The sequence below is a fragment of the Ruegeria sp. HKCCA0370 genome (assembly GCF_013033705.1).
In the GTDB taxonomy this organism is placed as follows: domain Bacteria; phylum Pseudomonadota; class Alphaproteobacteria; order Rhodobacterales; family Rhodobacteraceae; genus Ruegeria.
In genome coordinates this window covers 125571-147310 of record NZ_WQEP01000007.1, presented here as the reverse complement: position 1 = coordinate 147310, position 21740 = coordinate 125571, and the positions used below count along the sequence as shown (strand labels likewise).

The 21740-nt window shown below is 58.9% G+C and carries 24 protein-coding genes; 11 read left to right on the top strand and 13 right to left on the bottom strand.

All coding sequences use genetic code 11. The annotated features are described in order from the left end of the window. Nucleotides 1-45 precede the first annotated feature (45 nt). From GOW31_RS15340 to GOW31_RS15330, 3 genes are all read left to right on the top strand, one after another. Nucleotides 46-1692, top strand: a complete 1647-nt coding sequence (locus GOW31_RS15340; protein WP_152456797.1) for an electron transfer flavoprotein-ubiquinone oxidoreductase — start codon at nucleotides 46-48, stop codon at nucleotides 1690-1692. Nucleotides 1693-1837: 145 nt separating this feature from the next. After that, a complete protein-coding gene (locus GOW31_RS15335; protein WP_171171352.1) occupies nucleotides 1838-3508 on the top strand; it encodes a tetratricopeptide repeat protein in 1671 nt (556 codons plus the stop codon). After that, a complete protein-coding gene (locus tag GOW31_RS15330; protein WP_171171197.1) occupies nucleotides 3498-4319 on the top strand; it encodes a 4-(cytidine 5'-diphospho)-2-C-methyl-D-erythritol kinase in 822 nt (273 codons plus the stop codon). Before GOW31_RS15335 ends, GOW31_RS15330 begins: the two co-directional genes overlap by 11 nt. On the opposite strand, the gene GOW31_RS15325 is transcribed toward GOW31_RS15330, so the two are convergent. Next, the gene (locus GOW31_RS15325) at nucleotides 4312-5310 is read right to left on the bottom strand and encodes a polyprenyl synthetase family protein (RefSeq protein ID WP_171171195.1); all 999 of its coding nucleotides are present in this window, start codon (nucleotides 5308-5310) and stop codon (nucleotides 4312-4314) included. The genes GOW31_RS15330 and GOW31_RS15325 overlap by 8 nt on opposite strands. 56 nt (nucleotides 5311-5366) lie before the next feature. On the opposite strand from GOW31_RS15325, the gene GOW31_RS15320 reads away from it, so the two are divergent. The 3 genes from GOW31_RS15320 to GOW31_RS15310 all read left to right on the top strand — a co-directional run bounded on the left by GOW31_RS15320 (nucleotide 5367) and on the right by GOW31_RS15310 (nucleotide 6638). Then, entirely contained in the window at nucleotides 5367-5582 is a 216-nt protein-coding gene (locus tag GOW31_RS15320) for a DUF2007 domain-containing protein (RefSeq protein WP_152456800.1), read from the top strand. Then, nucleotides 5579-6358, top strand: a complete 780-nt coding sequence (locus GOW31_RS15315; protein ID WP_171171193.1) for a tRNA1(Val) (adenine(37)-N6)-methyltransferase — start codon at nucleotides 5579-5581, stop codon at nucleotides 6356-6358. The genes GOW31_RS15320 and GOW31_RS15315 overlap by 4 nt, the downstream gene beginning before the upstream one ends. A 115-nt stretch (nucleotides 6359-6473) precedes the next feature. Continuing rightward, nucleotides 6474-6638: a YdcH family protein gene (locus GOW31_RS15310; RefSeq protein ID WP_083445267.1), complete on the top strand. Its 165-nt coding sequence runs from the start codon at nucleotides 6474-6476 to the stop codon at nucleotides 6636-6638. Here GOW31_RS15310 and GOW31_RS15305 read toward each other — a convergent pair. From GOW31_RS15305 to GOW31_RS15255, 11 genes are all read right to left on the bottom strand, one after another. Continuing rightward, on the bottom strand, nucleotides 6635-7501 hold the full coding sequence (locus GOW31_RS15305; RefSeq protein WP_171119723.1) for a DMT family transporter: 867 nt from the start codon (nucleotides 7499-7501) through the stop codon (nucleotides 6635-6637). The genes GOW31_RS15310 and GOW31_RS15305 overlap by 4 nt on opposite strands. Continuing rightward, entirely contained in the window at nucleotides 7498-8445 is a 948-nt protein-coding gene (locus GOW31_RS15300) for a transcriptional regulator GcvA (protein WP_171171191.1), read from the bottom strand. The genes GOW31_RS15305 and GOW31_RS15300 overlap by 4 nt, the downstream gene beginning before the upstream one ends. Nucleotides 8446-8745: 300 nt before the next feature. Next, nucleotides 8746-9468 carry an acetoacetyl-CoA reductase gene (phbB, locus tag GOW31_RS15295; RefSeq protein ID WP_152456804.1) on the bottom strand — a complete coding sequence of 241 codons (723 nt, stop codon included), beginning with the start codon at nucleotides 9466-9468 and terminating at the stop codon, nucleotides 8746-8748. A 185-nt stretch (nucleotides 9469-9653) separates the two neighbouring features. Next, the gene (locus tag GOW31_RS15290) at nucleotides 9654-10829 is read right to left on the bottom strand and encodes an acetyl-CoA C-acetyltransferase (protein WP_171171189.1); all 1176 of its coding nucleotides are present in this window, start codon (nucleotides 10827-10829) and stop codon (nucleotides 9654-9656) included. A gap of 190 nt (nucleotides 10830-11019) precedes the next feature. Beyond that, the gene (locus tag GOW31_RS15285; RefSeq protein WP_171171187.1) at nucleotides 11020-11853 is read right to left on the bottom strand and encodes an EAL domain-containing protein; all 834 of its coding nucleotides are present in this window, start codon (nucleotides 11851-11853) and stop codon (nucleotides 11020-11022) included. Nucleotides 11854-11956: 103 nt separating this feature from the next. Further along, nucleotides 11957-12145, bottom strand: coding sequence for a hypothetical protein (locus tag GOW31_RS15280; protein ID WP_171171185.1), 189 nt, complete (start codon nucleotides 12143-12145; stop codon nucleotides 11957-11959). A 93-nt stretch (nucleotides 12146-12238) separates the two neighbouring features. Then, the gene (locus GOW31_RS15275; protein ID WP_152456808.1) at nucleotides 12239-13210 is read right to left on the bottom strand and encodes a sterol desaturase family protein; all 972 of its coding nucleotides are present in this window, start codon (nucleotides 13208-13210) and stop codon (nucleotides 12239-12241) included. Next, nucleotides 13207-13593, bottom strand: coding sequence for a hypothetical protein (locus GOW31_RS15270; RefSeq protein WP_171171182.1), 387 nt, complete (start codon nucleotides 13591-13593; stop codon nucleotides 13207-13209). Before GOW31_RS15270 ends, GOW31_RS15275 begins: the two co-directional genes overlap by 4 nt. 59 nt (nucleotides 13594-13652) lie before the next feature. Continuing rightward, nucleotides 13653-13982: a hypothetical protein gene (locus GOW31_RS15265; protein WP_171171181.1), complete on the bottom strand. Its 330-nt coding sequence runs from the start codon at nucleotides 13980-13982 to the stop codon at nucleotides 13653-13655. 84 nt (nucleotides 13983-14066) lie between these two features. Continuing rightward, nucleotides 14067-14435 (bottom strand): hypothetical protein, encoded by a 369-nt coding sequence (locus GOW31_RS15260; RefSeq protein WP_171119717.1) that lies wholly within the window; start codon nucleotides 14433-14435, stop codon nucleotides 14067-14069. 63 nt (nucleotides 14436-14498) lie between these two features. Continuing rightward, complete coding sequence (locus tag GOW31_RS15255; RefSeq protein WP_171171179.1) at nucleotides 14499-15065, bottom strand: TlpA disulfide reductase family protein; 567 nt, start codon at nucleotides 15063-15065, stop codon at nucleotides 14499-14501. Between the two features lie 21 nt (nucleotides 15066-15086). On the opposite strand from GOW31_RS15255, the gene argH reads away from it, so the two are divergent. The 5 genes from argH to GOW31_RS15230 all read left to right on the top strand — a co-directional run bounded on the left by argH (nucleotide 15087) and on the right by GOW31_RS15230 (nucleotide 20824). Beyond that, nucleotides 15087-16475: an argininosuccinate lyase gene (gene argH / locus GOW31_RS15250; protein WP_171119715.1), complete on the top strand. Its 1389-nt coding sequence runs from the start codon at nucleotides 15087-15089 to the stop codon at nucleotides 16473-16475. Further along, on the top strand, nucleotides 16475-16672 hold the full coding sequence (locus GOW31_RS15245) for a hypothetical protein (protein ID WP_171119714.1): 198 nt from the start codon (nucleotides 16475-16477) through the stop codon (nucleotides 16670-16672). The genes argH and GOW31_RS15245 overlap by 1 nt, the downstream gene beginning before the upstream one ends. Before the next feature lie 87 nt (nucleotides 16673-16759). Further along, complete coding sequence (locus GOW31_RS15240; RefSeq protein ID WP_171119713.1) at nucleotides 16760-16915, top strand: hypothetical protein; 156 nt, start codon at nucleotides 16760-16762, stop codon at nucleotides 16913-16915. A 62-nt stretch (nucleotides 16916-16977) separates the two neighbouring features. Continuing rightward, nucleotides 16978-18243, top strand: coding sequence for a diaminopimelate decarboxylase (lysA, locus tag GOW31_RS15235; RefSeq protein WP_171119712.1), 1266 nt, complete (start codon nucleotides 16978-16980; stop codon nucleotides 18241-18243). A 37-nt stretch (nucleotides 18244-18280) separates the two neighbouring features. Further along, nucleotides 18281-20824, top strand: coding sequence for a TIGR02302 family protein (locus GOW31_RS15230; protein WP_371808356.1), 2544 nt, complete (start codon nucleotides 18281-18283; stop codon nucleotides 20822-20824). Nucleotides 20825-20827: 3 nt separating this feature from the next. Here GOW31_RS15230 and GOW31_RS15225 read toward each other — a convergent pair whose 3' ends face one another. After that, nucleotides 20828-21568 carry a zinc-ribbon domain-containing protein gene (locus GOW31_RS15225; protein ID WP_171171177.1) on the bottom strand — a complete coding sequence of 247 codons (741 nt, stop codon included), beginning with the start codon at nucleotides 21566-21568 and terminating at the stop codon, nucleotides 20828-20830. Between the last annotated feature and the right edge of the window lie 172 nt (nucleotides 21569-21740).

Below are 21740 nucleotides of genomic sequence, written 5' to 3'. Positions count from 1 at the left end.
ATGCGGTGACAGCGCCAATTCGGAAAGTTAGCTAGGGAGCCCGCGATGGCCGAGATTGAACGCGAAGCGATGGAATACGATGTGGTGATCGTGGGTGCAGGTCCTGCAGGCCTGTCGGCGGCCATCCGTCTGAAACAGCTGGATGCCGACCTGAACGTTGTCGTTCTGGAAAAAGGGTCTGAGGTTGGCGCGCATATCCTGTCGGGCGCGGTTCTAGATCCCTGTGGTCTGGACGCGCTGATCCCGGACTGGAAGGAAAAAGGCGCGCCGCTGAATGTGCCCGTGAAGGACGACAAGTTCTACATGCTGGGAGAAGCAGGCCAGGTCCGTATCCCGAACTTCCCGATGCCGCCGCTGATGCACAACCACGGCAACTACATCGTCTCGATGGGCAATGTGTGCCGCTGGATGGCGGAACAGGCCGAAGAACTGGGTGTCGAGATTTTTCCGGGCATGGCGTGCTCGGAAATGGTCTATGGCGACAATGGCGAAGTCAAAGGCGTGGTAGCAGGCGTTTTTGGCCTTGAGGCAGACGGTTCCTATGGCCCCAACACCGAACCAGGGATGGAGTTGCACGGCAAATATGTCTTCTTGTCAGAAGGAGTGCGCGGGTCGCTGTCCAAGGAAGTGATCGCCAAATACGACCTGTCTGCCGGCAAAGAGCCGCAGAAATATGGTGTCGGCATGAAAGAGATCTGGGAGATCGACCCTGCCAAGCACAAGGAAGGCAGCGTGACGCACACGATGGGCTGGCCTTTGGGCAGCAACGCAGGCGGCGGATCCTTCATCTATCACCTTGAGAACAATCAGGTTTACGTCGGTTTCGTGGTTCACCTGAACTATAAGAACCCGCATCTGTACCCCTATATGGAGTTCCAGCGTTTCAAGCACCATCCGATGGTGGCTGATCTGCTGAAAGGCGGCAAGCGGGTCGCTTACGGCGCCCGTGCGATTACGGAAGGCGGCTATCAGTCGATGCCGAAACTGGTCGCGCCGGGCGTGGCGCTGTTGGGCTGTTCGGCGGGCATGGTCAACGTGCCGCGCATCAAAGGCAACCACAACGCGATGCTGTCGGGCAAAGCTGCGGCCGAGGCTGCTTTCGAAGCGATCAAGGCCGAGCGTTCGGGCGATGAGCTGACGGCTTACGAGACCGAAGTTCGCAATGGCGCGATTGGCTCCGACCTGAAGAAGGTTCGTAATGTCAAACCGATGTGGTCGAAATGGGGTCTGACCGCCAGCCTGATGTTGGGTGGTCTGGACATGTGGACCAACACGTTTGGCTTTTCGCTTTTCGGCACGTTGGGCCATGGCAAGAACGACGCTGAATCGACCGAGGATGCCAGCAAGCACCAGCCAATCGATTACCCAAAGCCGGATGGAACGCTGTCCTTCGATCGTCTGACGAATGTCTCGTTCGCAGCGACAAACCACGAGGAAAGCCAGCCCTGCCATCTGCGTCTGGCCGATCCCGAGATACCCGTGAAGGTCAACCTGCCCAAATACGATGAGCCGGCGCAGCGGTATTGCCCGGCGGGCGTGTATGAAGTGGTCGAGGATGAGGGCGGCCCGCGATTCGTCATCAACTTCCAGAACTGCGTTCACTGCAAAACCTGCGACATCAAGGATCCCAGCCAGAACATCACCTGGACCACACCGCAGGGCGGCGACGGTCCAAACTATCCGAACATGTAAGCAAAAAACGGGCAATGGCGGCGCTGTGAAGGCTCTGCCATTGCCTCTTGCCTGCCGAAGCCCTAGCTTACCCCTCAGTCAACGATAGCAAGGCAGGATTTCGGTGTTTTCCCTGGTTCGTCGCGCGGCTTTGTCCGTGCTGTTCATGTCGTCGGTCGCGCTTCCGGCCTTTTCGGAAACGGGTGCCGGGTCTTATCTGGCCGGGCGGCAGGCGATTTACGAAAACGACTATTCTGCCGCTGAAAGATATTACGCTCAGGCCCTCAGGTTTGATCCCCAAAATGCGCTGTTGCAGGAAAGCGTTGTCGTTGCACGCATCGCTTTGGGGGAAGTGGCGCGCGCGCTGCCGATCGCCCAGCAGATCGAGGAGGCAAACTTGCCCAGCCAGGCAGCGCGTATGGTGATTTCGGCCAATCTGATCGCCGATGGGAAATTTGACGACCTGCTGGCCCGGGACCCTGAAACGCAGGGAGTTGGCCCCCTTGTTGACGGCCTGATGATCGCCTGGGCCCATCTGGGGCAGGGTGAGATGACCAAGGCGATGGAACAGTTCGATTCTGTCGCTACACAGGATGGCCTCAGGGAATTCGCGCTTTACCACAAGGCGATGGCATTGGCGTCTATCGGTGATTTCGAAGGCGCAGAGGCGATACTTGCGGATAATGATGGAACGGTTGCCCGGTTCTCTCGTCGTGCTGCTTTGGCCCGCACCGAGATTCTGTCGCAGCTGGATCGCAACGCAGACGCCATTCAGTTTCTGGACGATGTGTTTGTAGCGGGCAGTGACCCGACCATCGAGGCGTATTTGAGGCAGTTGGCGGCGGGTGAAACACTGCCGTTCACCCATGTCCGATCCGCTCAGGACGGCATGGCCGAGATTTTTTTCACCGTCAGTGCCGCATTGAACAGCGAAGCTTCGGCCGATTACGTTCTGCTGTACGCACGCTTGGCCAGTTTTCTGCGCCCCGATCATGTGGATGCCATTTTGCTGAGCGCGGATCTGCTGGACAACTTGCAGCAATATGATCTGGCGGTTGAGGCATACCGCCTGGTCCCGGCGGACAGCAACGATCACCATGCGGCCGAATTGGGCCGCGCCGAAGTTCTGGACCGTTCGGGAAAAACCGATGCGGCCGTCGAGGTGTTGCAGAACCTGGCTGCGCAAGACCCTGATTTTCCGGGTGTGCATGTCGCTTTGGCAGACTTGCAGCGCCGACAGGAAAACTATGCAGCTGCCGTGGCCTCTTATGACACTGCGATCGCGCTGACGGATAGCGCGGCGGGTGGGAATTGGTTCCTGCATTATGCTCGCGGAATCAGTCATGAAAGGCTGAAGCAATGGGACCAGGCCGAAGCCGATTTCCGTCGGGCGCTGGAACTAAACCCGGATCAGCCTCAGGTTCTGAATTACCTGGGGTATTCGCTGGTTGAGCGCAAAGAAAAGCTGGATGAAGCACTGGATATGATCGAGCGCGCAGTAGCTGCGCGTCCGGACAGTGGCTATATCGTGGACAGTCTGGGCTGGGTACTTTTCCGTCTGGGGCGTTACGATGAGGCCGTCGAACACATGGAACGTGCGGTTGAGCTGATGCCGGTGGATCCGGTGGTCAACGATCACCTGGGTGACGTCTATTGGGCTGTCGGGCGCGCGCGCGAGGCCGAGTTTCAGTGGAGCCGCGCCTTGTCCTTTATCGACCCGGAAGACACGGACGGCGAAGCCGATCCGGATCGAATCCGGCGCAAGATCGAAGTCGGGCTGGATGCCGTTCTGGCCGAAGAAGGTTCGGAGCCATTGAAAGTCGCCAATGGAAATTAAGGCGTTTGCGCCCGCCAAGATCAACCTGACCCTTCATGTGACTGGCCGTCGAGACGATGGCTATCACCTGTTGGATTCGCTGGTTGTATTCGCCGATCTGGGTGATCGGCTGACATTCACCCCCGGTCCCGAATTGTCCATGGATGTGCGCGGCGAGTTTGCCGACGGAGTCCCCACGGACAGCCGAAATCTGGTCTGGAAGGCGGCAGAAGCTGTCGGCTGGACCGGTCATATTCAACTGACCAAGTCCCTGCCCCATGGGGCGGGCATTGGCGGAGGGTCGTCTGATGCTGCGGCCACGCTTGGGGCCCTGGCAGATCAGGGCCACGACCTCCCGCAGGGCCTGCCGTTGTCATTGGGGGCGGATGTCCCCGTCTGCCTGGAAGGTCGGGCGATCAGAATGCAGGGCATTGGCGATCGTTTGACGGCGGTGAACCTTCCGCACCTGCCCGCCCTTTTGGTCAACCCGAATGTACAGGTGCCCACCGGTCCCGTTTTCAACGCGCTGGCGTCCAGAGACAACCCGCCAATGCCTGAAAGCACACCTGAGTTTGAAAGTGCCGATGAGTGCGCCCAGTGGCTGCGCAATCAACGCAACGATCTGCAAGTGCCCGCCATGAACGTCGCACCTGAGATCGAACAGGTTTTGGACGAGTTGACGATGACCAATCGCGCGCTCGTGGTGCGCATGTCAGGGTCAGGATCAACCTGTTTTGCGCTCTATCCGACGATGAAAGACGCGCATTTCGCGGCCTATGAGATCGGCGCAGCCCATCCTGATTGGTGGTGCCGCGCCACGCAGCTCAATTGAGACGTGAAACCACGTAATCGGCCAATTCGCGCAACAGGCTGCGAATCTCATGATCCGGCAGTACCTCCAGCGACGCCTTGGCTTTGTTGGCCCAGCCCAAAGCGTCTTGCCGGGTTTCTTCCAGCGTGGCGTATTTGTTCATCAGACCCAGCGCCTGATCCAGATCCCCATCCTGTTGGCGGCCCTTTTCGATCGTGCGCTCCCAGAAGGCGCGTTCTTCCGGCGTGGATTGCGCCACGGCTTTGATGACGGGCAGGGTCAGTTTCCGTTCACGGAAGTCATCGCCAACATTCTTCCCGGTCGCTTTGCTGTCGCCCTGATAATCCAACAGGTCATCGGCAATCTGGAACGCGATGCCCAGTGAATCGCCATAGTCGAAAAGCGCTTTGACCTGCTCTTCCGAGGCACCTGCGATCACGCCGCCCACTTCGGTCGCGGCTGAAAACAATGCAGCCGTCTTGCCGCGTACGACCTGAAGATAAACGTTTTCATCCGTGCGCAGATCGGTTGCGGCCGTCATTTGCAGCACTTCGCCTTCGGCAATGGTTGCAGAGGCATTGGCCAGGATATCCAGAACACGCAGCGAGCCCGTTTCCACCATCAGCTGGAAACTGCGTGAAAACAGGTAATCGCCAACCAGAACGCTGGATTTGTTGTCCCAAAGCAGATTGGCGGTCGGGCGGCCCCGTCGCTGTGCGCTTTCATCCACGACGTCGTCATGCAGCAGGGTGGCGGTGTGAATGAACTCGACCGTCGCAGCAAGGCGCACGTGGTGGTCGCCGGAATAGCCAAACAGGCGTGCTGCGGCCAATGTCAGCATCGGGCGCAGGCGTTTTCCACCGGCTTCGACCAGATGCCGCGTCACTTCCGGGATGCGTGGCGCATGGTCCGACGCCATCCGCGTGCGGATCAGCCCGTTCACGGCTTCCATCTCGCCCGCCAGAATTTCAGCCAGACGCTCATGCGGTTTTGAGATCATGTCGACGGTCATCACACTCCTGATACAAGGCTCGACTTTCGCCTCGCCTTGCCCTTACATCCATCCCCATGAAAGAACTGTTGCGCAGTACCGATCCGACAATCCTGGCCTTTGCATCCGCTCTCCTTGAGGGCGAGGATATAGACTGCTTTCAGATGGACGTAAATATGAGCATCCTCGAAGGTGGTATCGGGATCTTCCCCCGTCGACTGATGGTTCGGTCCGAAGACCTGACCCGGGCCGAGCGTGTGATGCGCGACAACGAGATCCCGCTGGGCCGATGATGCGCTTCGACGACAATGAATTGACGTGCAACGATTTCCTTGGCGGCCGTGTGCGATTGCTGCAACCTGCGTCAGGTTACCGCGCCGGAGTAGACCCTGTTCTGCTTGCCGCATCCGTCCCTGCAAAGGCCGGGCAATCCGTGCTGGAACTGGGATGTGGCGCGGGGGCTGCCATTCTGTGCCTGTCCGCGCGGGTACCGGGGCTGCAAATGGTTGGGATCGAATTGCAACCGGCCTACGCGGAGCTGGCCCGCCGCAATTCTGAAATCAACGGCTGTGATCTGGACGTGATCGAGGCTGACCTGAACGCTTTGCCTGATGACCTCCGACAGCGTCGCTTTGATCACGTTATGGCGAACCCGCCCTATTACCGTTCTGGGGCGCATAGCCCCGCCAGCGACGCAGGGCGGAGCATTGCCCTGGGTGAAAATACGCCTCTGATCGACTGGATCACCGTGGCGGCCAAACGCCTTGCCCCTCGGGGGTTCCTGCACATGATCCAGAAAGCCGACCGTCTTCCCGATATGCTGACGGCTTGTGAAGGGAAACTGGGTTCAATCGAGGTGCTGCCGCTCAGCGCGCGGGTGGGCCGCGAGGCCGAACTGGTCATCCTGAGCGCCCGCAAAGGGGGACGCGCGGCATTTCGCCTCCATGCGCCTTTGATTCTGCACGCCGGTGAGCGCCACGAAAAAGACGGTGAAAGCTATACCGAGGCGGTCTCAGCCGTGCTTCGACACGCCGCTCCGTTGCCTCGGAACTTGTGCCATCGGCAATGACCAGCCGAATTTGTCGGATTTGTTACAGATTCTGTGCGTCTGCAGCGTGACAGGGTGGAAACGATGTGGTCAAATTCTTACGTGACATACAGACACATAAACAAGGAGGATCGCAATGAGCGTGAGCGCACATCTGACGGAACTGAAGAAAAAGCACGAATCTCTCGGTCTAGAAGTGGAACAAGCCCAACGCTCGCCAGGTATCGATGATCTCCATATTGCTCAGTTGAAAAAACAGAAGCTCAAGCTGAAAGAAGAGATCGAACGCCTGTCCGCTTAAGTTTTCAGGCTGGCGCGGGCCGCTATCAAGGCCCCGCCGGTGATCAGAAAGGCCGCGATCGCAAGCCCCCAGGACGGGGTCGCGATCCCGGCCACCACCAAAGCAAGGGTCGACAGCAACGGGGCCGCATAGGATGAGGTTCCGAGGATTTGGATGTCGCCTTGCTTGACGCCAATGTCCCAGACGTAGAACGCCAGCCCGACGGGCCCAAGGCCGAGCGCCAGCACCGACGCCCAGCCCAGTGCCGTATCGGGCAGTACAGTGTCTTCCACCGCCAGATGAAGCAGACCCGAAGCCGATGCAGCCGCAAGGCAGAAAATTGCAACGGAACTGGTCGGCGTGCCCTCCAGTTTGCGTGATAGAACGGAATAGCCCGACCATGTCAGTGCGCACAGCAAAGCCAATGCGTATCCGGGCAGGTATTGGGCCTGAAAGCCCGCGCCGCCACCCCCTGCAATGATGACAGCGGCCCCTGCGAATCCAAGGCAGGCCCCGATCAGGTGGCCGATACGCAGATGTTCACCCGGAAGCAGGCCTGACAGAAGCACAATGAGCAGAGGCCAGAGATATGCGATCAGCCCGGCCTCGGCAGCCGGCGCCATGCGCAGGGCCGAAAAATACAGCGCGTGATAGCCAAACAGGCCCAATGCGCCAAACAGGTAGGTCGTCCAGGGGACTTGCTTTAGATCGCTCAGACCACCTGTCGCCGTCGCCCAGACAAGCCCAAGCGCTCCACCAATCGAAAAGCAGATCGTGTTCAGCAGCAGGGGCGGCGTGGGCGCCGACCCGACAGTGAACAACGCCAGCAAGGCCCATAGCAAGACAGCCACGAAGCCGATGGCCGTTGCGCGCATTTTGGTCATGGGCGGGAAACCTCTTCAATCGGTATGATTTTGAACTCATCCGATATATGCGCGGTTTTTTCAATCTCGGTCAGGAACCAATCGCGAAACGCCGCGATCTGAGGTTTCTTTTCAGCCCCCGGCAGGCACAGAAACCGGAACCGGCCTTGTGTTTCCAGGGCCACCTTGAACGGCGCAACCAAGCGGCCTTCGGTCAGGTCCTTGAGAATCATGGCGCGTCGCCCCAGTGCCACGCCGACACCGGCAACAGCGGCATCAATCGCGTGATCTGCATTGGAAAAATGCGCGCCATGGGTCGGAGTGAAATCCATTCCGACAGCACGGAACCAAGCGGGCCAATCACAAGGCGGGGTCAGAAAGCTGATCGAATCGTCATGGATCAGCGGGGCCCCTTCAAGGCTTTCCGGCGTGGTGAATTGTTCCGCAAGTTCGGGCGTCATTACAGGGGTCAGCCATTCCTTTCTGACGGGAACGGAATACAGCCCGTCATCGGCCGAATTCCCGAAGCGGATGGCGACGTCCACGTCGTCCCGTTCCAGATCCATGTTGCGCAGCGTGGCCGAGAATTTCAGATCGATCTCGGGATGCGCCCGAGCAAATTCGTAAAGCCGCGGCGCCAGCCACTTGGCGGTCAAAGCTGGGCCCGCGGTGACGGTCAGGCTTGTGTCATCTTCCTGTCTGCGCACCGCACGCCATGCGGCTTGCAAGGTGGCAAACCCTTCTGCCGTACCAGGCGCAAGGGCACGGCCCGCCTCGGTCAGTTCTACGGCGCGGTTCAGACGACGAAACAGCGGCCGGCCAAGGTGTTCTTCAAGCGACTTGATCTGAAAGGACAGGGCAGCTGGCGTCACATGCAGCTCTTCCGCCGCCTTCGAAAAAGACATGTGCCGGGCTGCGGCGTCAAAAGCACGCAACGCGGTCAGCGGAGGCAGATAGTCACTCATAGTGAAGAAAAACTTAACTGAAGTCTCAAGAAAGCTCGTTTGTCGTGTTTGTTTTTAGCCTCCATATTCACATCAGGTCAAACAAAACTGATTTGAAAAAAGGAGACTGCCATGATCGAGATGACGACGAATCCCGCCGCCCAGATGGCGATCCTGCGTGCCCACCAAGAGCGCAGCAGGGTGGTCTGGCAGTTTTGGGGATGGATATTCGGTTCCCGCTGATCGCAGCGCGCGCGTTCTTACGGGATCGGAAAGGGCCGGCCCAAAAGGACCGGCCCGTTTTTTGTTCACAACTCTGGATCAGACGAAGAACTGCGCACCGTTGGCCGAGATCGTCGAACCGTTGATGAACTGCGAATCGTCCGATGCCAGGAAGACCACGCAGCGCGCGATTTCCTCCGGCTCACCCAAGCGGCCGGCTGGGATCTGACCAATGATGGACTCGCGCACCTTCTCAGGCACTGCCATTACCATTTCGGTTGCGATATAGCCGGGGCAGATCGCGTTGGCAGTGATCCCCGCCCGCGCGCCTTCCTGCGCCAGGGATTTCACGATGCCCAGGTCACCCGCCTTGGTCGCAGCATAGTTCACCTGAGCGAACTGGCCTTTCTGACCGTTGATCGAACTGATGACGATGACACGGCCGAACTTGCGCTCGCGCATGCCGGGCCAGATGGGGTGCACGGTGTTGAACACGCCAGTCAGGTTGGTGTCGATCACGTCTTTCCACTGATCCGGCGTCATTTTGTGGAACGGTGCATCGCGGGTGATGCCAGCATTGGCGACGACCACATCGATGGGGCCAACCTCAGCTTCGACCTTTTCGATGCCCGCTTTGGATTCGTCATAATCCGCGACGTTCCACTTGTAGGTCTTGATCCCGGTTTCTTCGGTGAATTTTGCGGCTGCTTCGTCGTTCCCTGCATAGGTGGCCGCAACGTTATATCCTTCGGCTTTTAGCGCCTTGGAAATTGCTGCGCCAATGCCGCGGGAACCGCCGGTTACGAGTGCTGTTCGTGCCATTTATGACTCCTTCAATTTTAGTCGTCTTAGTAATGCTGTTACTCTGAGAGATGGCTGTGCGCAATATTGTTTCGTTTTGAATCTCGGTTTCCGGGCCGCAATATCGTCGCATCCAAGGGTTAGAACCTCAATGTAACAAAAAAGGCGCCCACTGGGCGCCTAATTCTATTTGATTGTCAAAGCGCTTAGTCGCGCTCCACACAAAGGGCAACGCCCATGCCACCGCCGATGCACAAGGTCGCCAGACCCTTTTTTGCATCGCGTCGCTTCATTTCGAACAACAGGGTGTTCAAAACACGGCACCCCGAAGCACCGATCGGATGGCCGATGGCAATGGCGCCGCCGTTTACGTTCACGATCGACGGATCCCAGCCCATATCCTTGTTAACCGCGCAAGCCTGCGCGGCAAAGGCTTCGTTGGCTTCGACCAGGTCCAGATCGTCTACCGACCAGCCCGCTTTTTCCAGTGCCTTGCGCGATGCGTAGATCGGGCCGACGCCCATGATCGAAGGGTCCAGACCGGCGGTCGCATAGGACGCGATGCGCGCCAGAGGTTCGATTCCCCGCTTTTCAGCGTTTTCGGCTGACATCAGCAGCGTCGCGGCCGCGCCGTCGTTCAATCCCGAGGCATTGGCAGCTGTGACCGAACCGTCCTTGATGAAGGCCGGACGCAGTTTGGCCATCGCCTCCATGGTTGCGCCATGACGGATGTATTCGTCCTTGTCCATCACGATGTCGCCCTTGCGGGTCTTGATAGTGAAGGGCACGATTTCGTCTGCGAACTTGCCGGCCTTTTGGGCTGCTTCGGCCTTGTTCTGCGAAGCAACGGCGAATTCATCCTGCATCTCGCGGCTAATCTGCCATTTCTCTGCAACATTCTCGGCAGTCTGACCCATGTGATAGCCGTTGAAAGCATCCCACAAGCCATCGCGGATCATCGTGTCGATATACTTCATGTCGCCCATCTTGTGACCGGCGCGCAGTGCGGCGGCGTGGGGTGACAGCGTCATGTTTTCCTGACCACCAGCAGCGACGATTTCCGCGTCTCCCAGTTGAATATGCTGGGCGCCCAAAGCAACGGCGCGCAGGCCCGAGCCACAAACCTGATTGATGCCCCATGCGGCGCTTTCCTGTGGCAGGCCGGCATTGATATGCGCCTGACGCGCGGGATTCTGGCCTTGGGCGGCAGTCAGAACCTGACCCATAATGGTTTCGCTGACTTCGCCTTTTTCTACTCCGGCGCGCTCGACAACTGCTTCCAGAACGGCAGCGCCCAGATCATGGGCAGGTGTGTTCGCAAACGAACCACTGAAGCTGCCAACACCTGTTCGTGCGGCGGATGCGATTACTACGTTGGTCATATGATCAGTCCTTTACCGTCATGGGCCAGCGGAATTTCTGACGGCGCAGGTCGAAAGGTGTCCTTTCGAAACAAGAGCGCCCCGTGATCCCCCGCTCAAGTACCCTTGCAATAGCGTAACGCTGCACATGCAGCAACGGGCAGCTTGTCTCAGTGTCGGAAATGGTAGGAAAATGTCGATGAACAGACAATCAACTTCCTGTTTTTGATCTGCTTTCCTGCTTCCAGGGTTCCACGACACTGGGTGCGCCATACAAGAATCCTTGCAGGCAATCCACGCCACTTGCCACCAAAAAAGCGGCATCCTCCTGCGTTTCAACCGATTCGGCCGTAACCAGAATTTCAAATTCACGGGCCACCGCGATCAGAGCCCGCACCAAAGTCTGGTTGTCGGGATCGTTGCTGATGCCCCGAACGAACTGTCCATCGATTTTGGCTGCGTCGAACAGAAACTCGCGAAAATGGCGAAAGCTGAAATTGCTGGCGCCAAAGTCATCCAACGCAAAAGCGATGCCGCGATCCTGCAAGCGGTCCATGAAGTCGACAACCAGCTCAGGCACCTGCATGGCCGAGCTTTCGGAGATTTCGAGGATCAAGCGTTCGCCCAATCCGGCATCTCGTTTCAGGAATCTGTCCAGTATTCTGGACCAGTTGGAATAACCGATCGAGCGCGCAGACATGTTGATCGACAGGCGTATTTCCGGGTTCCTCGCCAATGTGCGCAACCCAAGCTCCAGCGCGACGCAGTCCAGATCGCGGCCGATAGGAGTGTTTTCGACCTGAGGCATGAATTCGCGCGCCGGGATGACGCGGCCGGTTTCGTCCAGAACCCGAATGAACCCTTCGTAATACGCGACTCGGTACGGGGCGTGCGCCTGTATCACCGGCTGAAAAGCCAGTTTGCATTGCTTATGCTTCAAGGCATCGGTTGCCATCTGCACAACCGAACGATCCCGCGTCGAAACGGCCGCATTCAACGGGCTGTCCGACCCCTCAGGCAGATTTGCCAGTTTTTTGTTTCCCATAAGCGCGGATTCCCATGTGTCCGGGACAGGTGTCCGGTCACAGTCTCGGGGCAAAGAGATGAATCTGCGGTTAAGGGTTCGGAAAAATTTCCGTCTCGCGGGCTCAGCGGGTGGATTGCCACGCGCGCGTCAAAGAAGCTGCCGCTCCAAGTATCGCGCCCATCGCACCTAGGGCCATCATTGCAAAACCCAACGCGATCAGGGCTGCAATGGCGCCCCCAAGGGCTGCGAGCATGGCCATCAACAGGCCGAACAGGCCGAAAAATGTTGAAATGGTTGCCAAACGATTCATACCGACCCTCGCTCACTCATACATGGCGCCTGTCGTCTGATATGGCGTTCAACGGCCGAGATTCAAGGCACAAGCAGGTTCCAGCCGGCCGTTTCAGGCCTGTTCTGCTTGTCCGCTGGGCAGTTTTTTGTCCAGATGCTCAAATCCTGGCGTTCCGCGGTCTTCCGGGTGGCGCGCCAGATGCTTGGCCTTGATCTGTTCCGAACTGTCCCGGCTGCCGTCATGGCTGTACCCAGGTGGGGCAAAGCAGTAGGCCAGCCGCTGTTTCAGGGTCAGACCCGGCTGGGTCGCGTCGCGCCAGATGGCCACCCATTCGTGAAAGGCCACCCGCAGGGGATTGAAAGTGCCGATATTGTGCACCAGGCCATAGTCCACCCGGTCGTCCTCCTGCTCGGGGACGAAGGTGCCGAACAGCTTGTCCCAGATGATGAACACCCCGGCATAGTTGCAATCCAGATAGCGCGCGTTGCGGCCGTGATGGGCGCGGTGGTGACTGGGCGTGTTCATTATGGCCTCGAACCAGCGGGGCATCTTGCCGATGGCCTCGGTGTGAATCCAGAACTGATAGATAAGATTGAGGCCACCGACGAACAAAACCATCGCAGGATGGAACCCAAGCAGGATCAGCGGGGCGCGTACGACCATCATGAAAGTGAACGTATAGGTCCAGGTCTGCCGCAGCGCGGTCGTCAGGTTGTAGTGCTGCGAGCTGTGATGGTTTACGTGGCTGGCCCAGACCCAGCGGATGCGATGGCCAAAGCGGTGGACCCAGTAGTAACGCAGATCGTCCAGGACAAAGCACAGGATGATAACCGGAATTGACGTACCCAGGTTCATCGGTGTGATCTGCCACAGCCACATGAAAAACGCATAGGCGATAAAGCCCAGCAAAAAGCCCGATGCGATGTTTCCGGCCCCCATGATCAAAGAGGTCACCGCATCGCGTGTTTCATAACGCCCGCCTTTGCCTTTGACTGCGATCCACAGAAACTCGGCCAGAATCGCTGCGATGAAAAAGGGAACGGCCCATTGTACCGCATCGGGAAAACTAATTTGGTCTGTCATGCGGGCTCCATCAGGTCACGCCATTGATGGCGTTCGAAATCGTCCAGTCGGATGAGTGTCTTGGGCACCGAGAATTCGTGAAACAGGATCTCAAAGCCTTCCGGATGATCCAGAAGATCATAGTCCAGCAGATGCCGGGCCACGGTGTCGGCCCCGAAGGACCAAAGCAACCCATTGCCCGAACTGGTGCGCACCACCGCGGCGTGGCCATCATGGGAAACCGTGACGTCGACCACATCATCGTCCGGAAAGTGACGTGCCCATTGTGATCGTGCAATGTCGGGCGTAAGCCTTACCTGCTGCGACCTGCCGGTGAGATGCAATAACAGGGTGACACCAGCTATGCCGCCGACGACCAGCGCCAGTAGAATTTCAAGTGGCATTCCATCCTCCTGAGCGCAGAGTGCAAAGGAGTTGAAACTCTGTCAAAGGTGGCGTTGCGTCAGCTGTTTTCCAGCCGTTCCAGTATCTCGTGTTGCACCACACGTTCGACGAAGGGCACCAGCCCCTCGGGGCCGGATGTACGATCCTTCAGATGGATGCAGATATCTGGGCGGCGGGCGGCAATAATGCCCACCATTTCACCTCGGATCGTGTCGTCAAGCCCCGCGCCCAAGATGGCGCAGGCAATCCGGGGCTCGCCATCCAGCTGTTTCCGAACCTCGTCCGTGTCATGTGCGCCCAGCCACTGAATCGGCAGATGATCCAGTTGCCGCGCCACGTCACCGATCACATTTGGCAACCGTCCGATCAGCAGTACGACGGGTTTCATCATTGCCTCCATTCCAAAAAATATGCCGGCCCTGCCGGGCAGGGCAGGAACAGTATATCACGAGATTGAAAGGAGCTGACGCCTTTAGTTGTTGATCGAATAAATGGTTGTTTTGCCTTTACCTTTTTCGCGGGTCATTCGGGCAGTGGCCCCGTCAATTTCCCAAAGCTGACAATCCGTGCCCAGTGCCTTGCCGTCCAATACTCCGTTTCGGCACCAGAATTTTTTGTTCCAGACCCAGGTTCCGCTGAACTTTTTCCCACTTTGGAGTTTGGCTGAAATCGTGCCATCAGCATTCGCGACAAAAACATTGCCTTGTTCGTCTGTCAGCTTTTTCCCAACAATATCAGAATTGAACTGCTTTGCGGTCTTGATCCGTTTGTAGTCCGCATGTGCGGCGCCAGCGATTGCCAATGTGCCTGCAACAGCAAGGAATAAAATCGTATGTTTCATTAAAAACCTCCCACTCTTAATGCGTGGGAGGGTACCATAACTCCGCGAATTTTTCTAAATGCGTTAACTTTCGGCGCCAACAAGCGTCGAGATAATCGCCTTCGCACTGTCCGAGTTCCATTCGGCGTCGCCGATCAGCCGGGCGATTTCCTGCCCTTCGGGGTTCAGGATAACCGTGATCGGCAAGGCGATGACGCCGAACTCACGGGCAGCGGCCGAGCTGGGGTCCTGGTGACGAGGCAGGTTGGCGATGCCGTTCTCTGCAAAGAACTTCTTGATGCCGGCAGGCGAGTTGCGGCCCGTGGCCAGTGTCAGAACCTGAAACTTGTCGCCGCCGAACTCTTCCTGAAGCTCAGCGATCTGAGGCATCTCTTTGCGGCAAGGCGCACACCAGGTGGCCCAGAAATTCAGCAGCACATATTGGCCCTCATAATCGGCAAGCGTGCCGACGCCGCCGTCATCTTCCAGCTGGAATTCGATTGATTTGGCGGGTTTCGGTTCCTTGTGCAGGATCAGACGTTTCAGGCTGTCTTCCCGCAGAGGGGCCAGCGTCTCGGCATCGGTCGCCAAGGCGGCATTTGCACCCAGCGCAAGGGCCATATAAAGGGGGATCAGACGAAATAGGCGCATATCAACTCCGGGTTTTCTTACATGACCGATCAATCCTCGAACCAGATGTGGGGCGGCCGCTTTGCCGCCGGTCCAGACGCGATCATGGAGGCAATCAACGCCTCGATCGGGTTCGATCAGCGGATGGCAGCCCAGGACATCGCAGGCTCGCGCGCCCATGCGGCCATGCTGGCAGCCACAGGCGTCATAAGTGATAGTGACGCCGAAGCCATTCGGGAAGGGCTGCTCACCGTTTTGTCAGAAATCCAGAACGGAGAGTTCCAGTTCTCGACCGCGCTGGAAGACATCCACATGAATGTCGAGGCCCGTCTGAAAGAGATCATCGGAGAGCCCGCAGGCCGTTTGCACACAGGCCGGTCACGCAATGACCAGGTCGCAACCGATTTCAAACTCTGGGTGCGCGATCAGCTGGACGCTGCTGAGAGCGGCTTGCTGGCCCTGATCCGCGCGCTTTTGGCGCAGGCCGAGGCCGGGGCCGATTGGGTCATGCCGGGCTTTACCCACCTGCAAACGGCGCAGCCGGTGACATGGGGCCATCACATGATGGCCTATGTCGAGATGTTTGGCCGTGATCTGTCCCGCGTTCGTGACGCCCGCGCCCGGATGAACGAATCGCCACTGGGTGCTGCGGCGCTGGCCGGAACGTCCTTTCCCATCGACCGCCACATGACGGCACAGGCGCTGGGCTTTGACCGGCCTGCAGCCAACTCGCTGGACGCCGTCAGCGATCGTGACTTCGCGCTGGAGTTCCTGTCGGTGGCCTCGATCTGCGCCGTGCATCTGTCGCGCTTTGCCGAGGAACTGGTGATCTGGTCCTCGGCGCAGTTCCGTTTCGTTACCCTGTCCGACCGGTTCTCGACCGGCTCGTCGATCATGCCGCAGAAGAAAAACCCCGATGCGGCAGAGCTGATCCGTGCCAAGGTGGGTCGGATATTTGGCGCCAACACGGCGCTGATGATGGTGATGAAGGGCCTGCCGCTGGCCTATTCAAAGGACATGCAGGAAGACAAGGAACAGGTCTTTGACGCCGCCGACAACTGGATGCTGGCGCTGGCGGCGATGGAAGGCATGGTCAAGGACATGACCGCCAATCGCGACAGCTTGGCCGCTGCGGCGGGTTCGGGTTTCTCGACTGCAACTGATCTGGCCGACTGGCTGGTGCGGGTGCTGGGCCTACCCTTCCGTGACGCGCATCATGTTACCGGATCGCTGGTGGCCATGGCCGAGAAGAAGGGCTGCGACCTGCCCGATCTGACGCTGGACGACATGCAATCGGTCCATGCCGAGATCACAAATGACGTCTACTCTGTCCTTGGTGTCGAAAATTCTGTAAACTCACGCCAGTCCTATGGTGGCACGGCCCCGGATCAGGTGCGTGCTCAGGTTGAACGATGGAAGGCAATGGTGTGATGACCGAGCTGCGCGCGATTCTGATTGCAGGGTCCGGCCTAATGCTGGCCGGATGCGGAGCCGACGGCGAGCCCGTTCAGCCTGCGCCCGCTCAGCCAACTGTCAGTGCAACCGTTGGCGTTGGCTCTGGTGGAGCGTATGTAGGCGGTGGCGTAGGTCTAAGCCGTGGGCCGCTGGGGATTTACCTGGGATTCTAAGCCACTTTCATATTGCGCATCGGTTTTGTATCCACCAACGTGAGGTGGCATGTCGGTGCGCATGCCATCCAAAGAAAAGATACTGAAATGAGAACACTAGGACTGATTCTGGTATTTGCGGCTTTGACGGCTTGCGAACCTACATCGGCAAGACGCCCGGAACCTGCGGCAGAGCCCAAGCAATCGGGCACCGGAGTTTCGATCTCGGGCTATGGCCGGGTTGGAGTTTCGACCCGAAATTAAACTTGGTCGATGGGTTCGGAATCCATTGATTCGAAGCCATCTTCTGGTCTAAGCGCGCAGACATGGATCATTTTCTCTACCGCGACGGCGCGCTTTTCGCCGAGGATGTCCCTGTCTCCGAAATCGCTGCCGCGGTCGGAACGCCGTTCTATGTCTACTCCACCGCGACCTTGCTGCGGCATTTCCAGCTGTTCGACGATGCGCTTGACGGCACGGACCACCTTGTCTGCTATGCGATGAAAGCGGCCAGCAATCAGGCGATCCTGAAAACTCTGGCACAGGCGGGCGCGGGGATGGACGTGGTCTCGGGCGGGGAATACCTGCGCGCCAAGGCAGCGGGCGTTCCGGGCGACAAGATCGTGTTCTCTGGCGTGGGCAAAACGGCGGATGAGATTCGTACCGCGCTGACCGGCGGCATCCGTCAGTTCAACGTCGAATCCGAGCCCGAGATGGAAGTGATCAATGCCGTTGCACTGGAATTAGGTGTGGTTGCTCCGATCACGGTCCGGGTGAATCCGGATGTGGATGCCAAGACCCATGCCAAGATCGCGACCGGCAAGTCCGAGAACAAATTTGGAATTCCGATATCCCGCGCCTCGGACGTCTATGCGCATGCGGCCAGCCTGCCGGGGCTGGAGGTGATCGGCATCGACGTCCATATCGGCTCGCAGCTTACGGAACTCGAGCCATTCGAGCTGGCCTATACGAAAGTGGCCGAACTGACCGAGCAGTTGCGGGCTGAAGGCCACAACATCCGCCGTCTTGACCTGGGCGGTGGATTGGGCATCCCCTATACCCGCTCGAATGACGCGCCGCCGCTGCCGGTGGAATATGGCGCGTTGATCAAGAAAACACTGGGCCATCTGGGCTGTGAGATCGAGATCGAGCCGGGCCGCCTGATCGCAGGCAATGCGGGGCTGATGGTCAGCAAAGTGATCTATGTGAAGTCGGGCGAAGGCCGTGATTTCCTGATTGTCGACGGCGCCATGAATGATCTGATCCGCCCGGCGATGTATGAGGCGCATCATGATATCGTCGCGGTGCAGGAACCGGCGGCAGGCGTGGAGCAGCAAGCCTATGACATCGTGGGCCCGGTTTGCGAATCCGGTGACACTTTTGCCAAACAACGCAGCATGCCGCCGCTGAAATCGGGTGACCTGATCGCCTTCCGCAGCGCGGGTGCCTATGGCGCGGTGATGGCTAGCGAGTACAATACCCGCCCGCTGATCCCCGAGGTTCTGGTCAATGGTGATCAATTTGCAGTCATTCGTGAACGACCAAGCTTTGACGAAATCATAAACCGCGATACCATACCTTCATGGCTTTGACGCGATGACCGCGCGGGCCTAACCCCGGAGGCCCGTCTTGTCCGACCGTTCAAACCTGCCCATTCCGCGCCTGTCCGTTTGGCTGACCCATGTCGGCATGGTGGCTGAACAGGTGTTGCGCGCGTTCTGGCCGGCATTCTCGATTGCACTTGTTCTGCTTGCGGCATTGATGCTGGGGCTTCAAGATGTTGTTTCCGTGGAAATCGTCTGGGCAGTTGGCGCGCTGTCCCTGGGGTTGTTGTTGACGGCCGCGGTGCTTGGCCTGAGGGGTCTCAAGTTGCCCTCGCGCGCCGACGTTTTGGTGCGGCTGGATGAGACCTTGCCGGGACGCCCAATTCAGGCCTTGATGGATGATCAGGCTATCGGTGCGGCCGATCGGGATTCCGTGGCGCTGTGGCAAGCCCACAAAGACCGGATGGCGCAACGGGTCGCAACGGCCGAGGCCGTGAAACCAGATCTTCGGCTGGCATCGCGAGATCCTTATGCACTGCGCTACGCGGCGTTGCTGGCTTTTGTCGTGGCGCTGGTTTTCGGCTCATTGTGGCGCGTGGGGTCTGTGGCGGACATGGCCCCGGGCACTGCCGCCGCCGGGCAAGGGCCGACTTGGGAAGGATGGGTCGAACCCCCGCGCTATACGGGCCTTCCAACGCTGTATCTTGCGGACCAAACGGATGCAGAGCTTGCCGTTCCCAAAGGCAGCCGCGTTACCTTGCGGCTGTATGGTGAGGTTGGGGCACATAGCCTGACGGAAAACAGCTCGGCCCTGGGGGCCGAGGCGGCGACCGACCCCGAGCAGGAGTTCGTGGCAGAACGTTCTGGCCAGTTGCGCATCGACGGGCCAGCGGGGCGGGAATGGGCCGTTGAGATTATTGACGACACGGCACCACAGATAGCCGTGGCTGGATCGGCTGAGGCCGAAGCGGGCGGGCAGATGAAGCTGCCATTCGTCGCAGGAGATGACTATGGTGTGGTTGCAGGCTCTGCCTTGATCGAACTGGATCTGGCTGCCGTTGAGCGCCGCTATGGTCTGGCAGCAGAGCCCGAGCCACGCGAAGCGATCGCAGTTGAACTGCCTATGCCGATCACCGGCGATCGCGCGGATTTTGCAGAAGATCTGATCGAGGACTTCTCGCAACACCCGTGGGCGCATTTGCCGGTCCGGATTACTTTGATGGCCACGGACGCGGCGGATCAGCAATCGTCTTCCGAACCTTATGTGACCGACCTTCCGGCCCGTCGGTTTTTTGATCCGCTGGCCGCAGCGGTGATTGAACAACGGCGCGATCTGCTGTGGTCGCGTTCCAATGCGCCTCGGATCGCGCAACTGCTGCGGGCTGTATCTCATCTGCCAGAGGATCTGTTTCGTTCGGAAACTGCCTATTTGCGTCTGAGGGTCGTGCTGCGGCGGCTAGAGACCTTTGATCAATACGGGCTGAAACCCGAACAGCAGGCAGAGATCGCCCAGGCCCTCTGGGATCTTGCCGTGTTGATCGAGGACGGCACGCTTGCGGATGCGCTGGAACGGATGCGGCGCGCGCAGGAACGTCTGACCGAAGCAATGAAGAACGGCGCCAGCGACGAGGAAATCGCGGAACTGATGCAGGAATTGCGCGAAGCGACGCAGGATTACCTCCAACAACTGCAACGGTTGGCCCAGCCAAACGGCGAAGATGGCGAGCGTCAGCAGGGCCAGAACGGCGAGTCCCTGCAAATGACGCAGGATGATCTGCAACGCATGATGGACCGCATTCAGGAGCTCATGGAACAGGGCCGAATGGCTGAAGCCCAGCAGGCGCTGGAAGAGTTCCAGCAGATGATGGAAAACATGCGTGTGACTCAGGGCCAGGGCGGTGGGCAGCAGTCCGAAGGTCAGCAGGCCATGGAAGGTCTTGCGGAAACTCTGCGCGAGCAACAAGGTCTGAGCGATCAGGCCTTCCGTGATTTGCAGGAACAGTTCAACCCGGGCGCTCAATCCGGTGAAAGCCAGGGCAATGAGGGACGCAATGGCGGGCAAGGCCGGGGGCAAAGCCACGAAGGTCAGGGCGGTCAGGGGGAAGGCTCGGATCAGGCTGGCGAAGGCCAGCAGGGTCAAGGCACACTTGCGGATCGGCAGCAGGCGCTGAGAGATGAGCTGAGCCGCCAGCAACAGGGGTTGCCCGGTGCCGGTACGCCCGAAGGCGACGCCGCGCGCGAGGCGCTGGATCGGGCCGGGCGCGCCATGGACGAGGCGGAACAGGCCCTGCGTGGGGATGATCTGGCCGAAGCCATCGACCGGCAATCCGAGGCGATGGAAGCCCTGCGCGAAGGGATGCGCTCGCTGGGTGAGGCGATGGCGCAGAACCAGCAGAATCAGCCGGGTCAGGGAACGCAGGATGGCGACATGCAAGCCAACAACCGCGATCCGCTGGGCCGAAACCCGGGTGCCGCCGGTTCGATTTCAACAGATGAGAATTTGCTGCAAGGCGAAGACGTGTATCGCCGGGCGCGGGAACTGCTGGATGAAATCCGGCGCAGAACCGGGGAATCGGACCGCCCCCAGATCGAGCTGGAATACCTGAAACGTTTGTTGGAGCGGTTCTAGACCTCAGTTCTGGGCACCGGATCCAGCCTGTGCCTCAAGCCAGATACGCGCCTGATCCACAAGCGACACGTATGAGCTCAGCAACGGGTCGGCCTGAGGGACCGCTTCGCTGATCTGTTGGGCATTTCCATAGATCAGATACAGAACCACGCCGATGATCAGCATCAACGCGAAGCCGCGTAGGAATCCGCCCGATTTGCGGGGTGGCTGCGGGACCTCTTCCGGCTCATCTGATCGCATGGTCGAATTGATGGCTTCGACATCCGGCAGTGCGTCTTTCTGCCCGGCATCGACAGCGGTTTCCGAAGCCGAAGGCCGCTTGGGGCGCACCTTGGGTTCTGGCGGCGTATCCAGCCCCAGATCGGGCTGGCTTTCGAGGCTGCTGCCTTCCTGCGCCCGCAATTCCGCTTCGCGGGCAGCTTCCTCTCTCAGAATGCTGGCGACGGACGGATCGACATTCCCGGTGGGCTCGGCGGGTTCATCAATTTCTGGCTTGTCTTCGGATACCGCTTCTTCAACAGGTTCCGGTTCAACGCCCTGCGGAGCGTCGACCACGTCGGGCGATGCGTCATCCTGTTCAGGGGTTTCCGCTTTTTCGTCCGGTGCCTCTGCGGCTTCGGCAGGGTGCTTCGCTTGGAACCAGGTCTGATCGCAGTTGGAACACTGTACGTCGCGGCCTTCCTCGGGGATGACCTCGTCAGGAACCTCGTACTGCGCGCTGCAATTCGGACATGTAAGACGCATGCTGCCTCCTCGGCCGGGCGAAGGGCCGATAATAGTTTTTTCAGGAATGATATTCGGTTAAGACCCAACAGCAAAGAGCGTTTTCGGTTTCGCGGGTCAAGTGTCACCAATTGGACTCGGTAGAGCCATTGAAACCATCACCATGCTCGGGCAAGAAGAGCGGCAAAATAAC

Excerpts from the sequence above, each read along its gene's own strand:
- GOW31_RS15315 (WP_171171193.1), top strand. The coding sequence starts at position 5,579 with ATGATGCGCTTCGACGACAATGAATTGACGTGCAACGATTTCCTTGGC.
- GOW31_RS15260 (WP_171119717.1), bottom strand. The coding sequence starts at position 14,435 with ATGAAACATACGATTTTATTCCTTGCTGTTGCAGGCACATTGGCAATC.
- GOW31_RS15340 (WP_152456797.1), top strand. The coding sequence starts at position 46 with ATGGCCGAGATTGAACGCGAAGCGATGGAATACGATGTGGTGATCGTG.
- GOW31_RS15270 (WP_171171182.1), bottom strand. The coding sequence starts at position 13,593 with ATGCCACTTGAAATTCTACTGGCGCTGGTCGTCGGCGGCATAGCTGGT.
- GOW31_RS15290 (WP_171171189.1), bottom strand. The coding sequence starts at position 10,829 with ATGACCAACGTAGTAATCGCATCCGCCGCACGAACAGGTGTTGGCAGC.
- GOW31_RS15320 (WP_152456800.1), top strand. The coding sequence starts at position 5,367 with ATGAAAGAACTGTTGCGCAGTACCGATCCGACAATCCTGGCCTTTGCA.
- GOW31_RS15265 (WP_171171181.1), bottom strand. The coding sequence starts at position 13,982 with ATGAAACCCGTCGTACTGCTGATCGGACGGTTGCCAAATGTGATCGGT.
- GOW31_RS15330 (WP_171171197.1), top strand. The coding sequence starts at position 3,498 with ATGGAAATTAAGGCGTTTGCGCCCGCCAAGATCAACCTGACCCTTCAT.
- GOW31_RS15285 (WP_171171187.1), bottom strand. The coding sequence starts at position 11,853 with ATGGGAAACAAAAAACTGGCAAATCTGCCTGAGGGGTCGGACAGCCCG.
- GOW31_RS15225 (WP_171171177.1), bottom strand. The coding sequence starts at position 21,568 with ATGCGTCTTACATGTCCGAATTGCAGCGCGCAGTACGAGGTTCCTGAC.
- GOW31_RS15280 (WP_171171185.1), bottom strand. The coding sequence starts at position 12,145 with ATGAATCGTTTGGCAACCATTTCAACATTTTTCGGCCTGTTCGGCCTG.
- GOW31_RS15300 (WP_171171191.1), bottom strand. The coding sequence starts at position 8,445 with ATGAGTGACTATCTGCCTCCGCTGACCGCGTTGCGTGCTTTTGACGCC.
- lysA (WP_171119712.1), top strand. The coding sequence starts at position 16,978 with ATGGATCATTTTCTCTACCGCGACGGCGCGCTTTTCGCCGAGGATGTC.
- GOW31_RS15335 (WP_171171352.1), top strand. The coding sequence starts at position 1,838 with ATGTCGTCGGTCGCGCTTCCGGCCTTTTCGGAAACGGGTGCCGGGTCT.
- GOW31_RS15305 (WP_171119723.1), bottom strand. The coding sequence starts at position 7,501 with ATGACCAAAATGCGCGCAACGGCCATCGGCTTCGTGGCTGTCTTGCTA.
- GOW31_RS15245 (WP_171119714.1), top strand. The coding sequence starts at position 16,475 with ATGACCGAGCTGCGCGCGATTCTGATTGCAGGGTCCGGCCTAATGCTG.
- GOW31_RS15275 (WP_152456808.1), bottom strand. The coding sequence starts at position 13,210 with ATGACAGACCAAATTAGTTTTCCCGATGCGGTACAATGGGCCGTTCCC.
- GOW31_RS15325 (WP_171171195.1), bottom strand. The coding sequence starts at position 5,310 with ATGACCGTCGACATGATCTCAAAACCGCATGAGCGTCTGGCTGAAATT.
- GOW31_RS15240 (WP_171119713.1), top strand. The coding sequence starts at position 16,760 with ATGAGAACACTAGGACTGATTCTGGTATTTGCGGCTTTGACGGCTTGC.
- argH (WP_171119715.1), top strand. The coding sequence starts at position 15,087 with ATGACCGATCAATCCTCGAACCAGATGTGGGGCGGCCGCTTTGCCGCC.
- phbB (WP_152456804.1), bottom strand. The coding sequence starts at position 9,468 with ATGGCACGAACAGCACTCGTAACCGGCGGTTCCCGCGGCATTGGCGCA.
- GOW31_RS15310 (WP_083445267.1), top strand. The coding sequence starts at position 6,474 with ATGAGCGTGAGCGCACATCTGACGGAACTGAAGAAAAAGCACGAATCT.
- GOW31_RS15255 (WP_171171179.1), bottom strand. The coding sequence starts at position 15,065 with ATGCGCCTATTTCGTCTGATCCCCCTTTATATGGCCCTTGCGCTGGGT.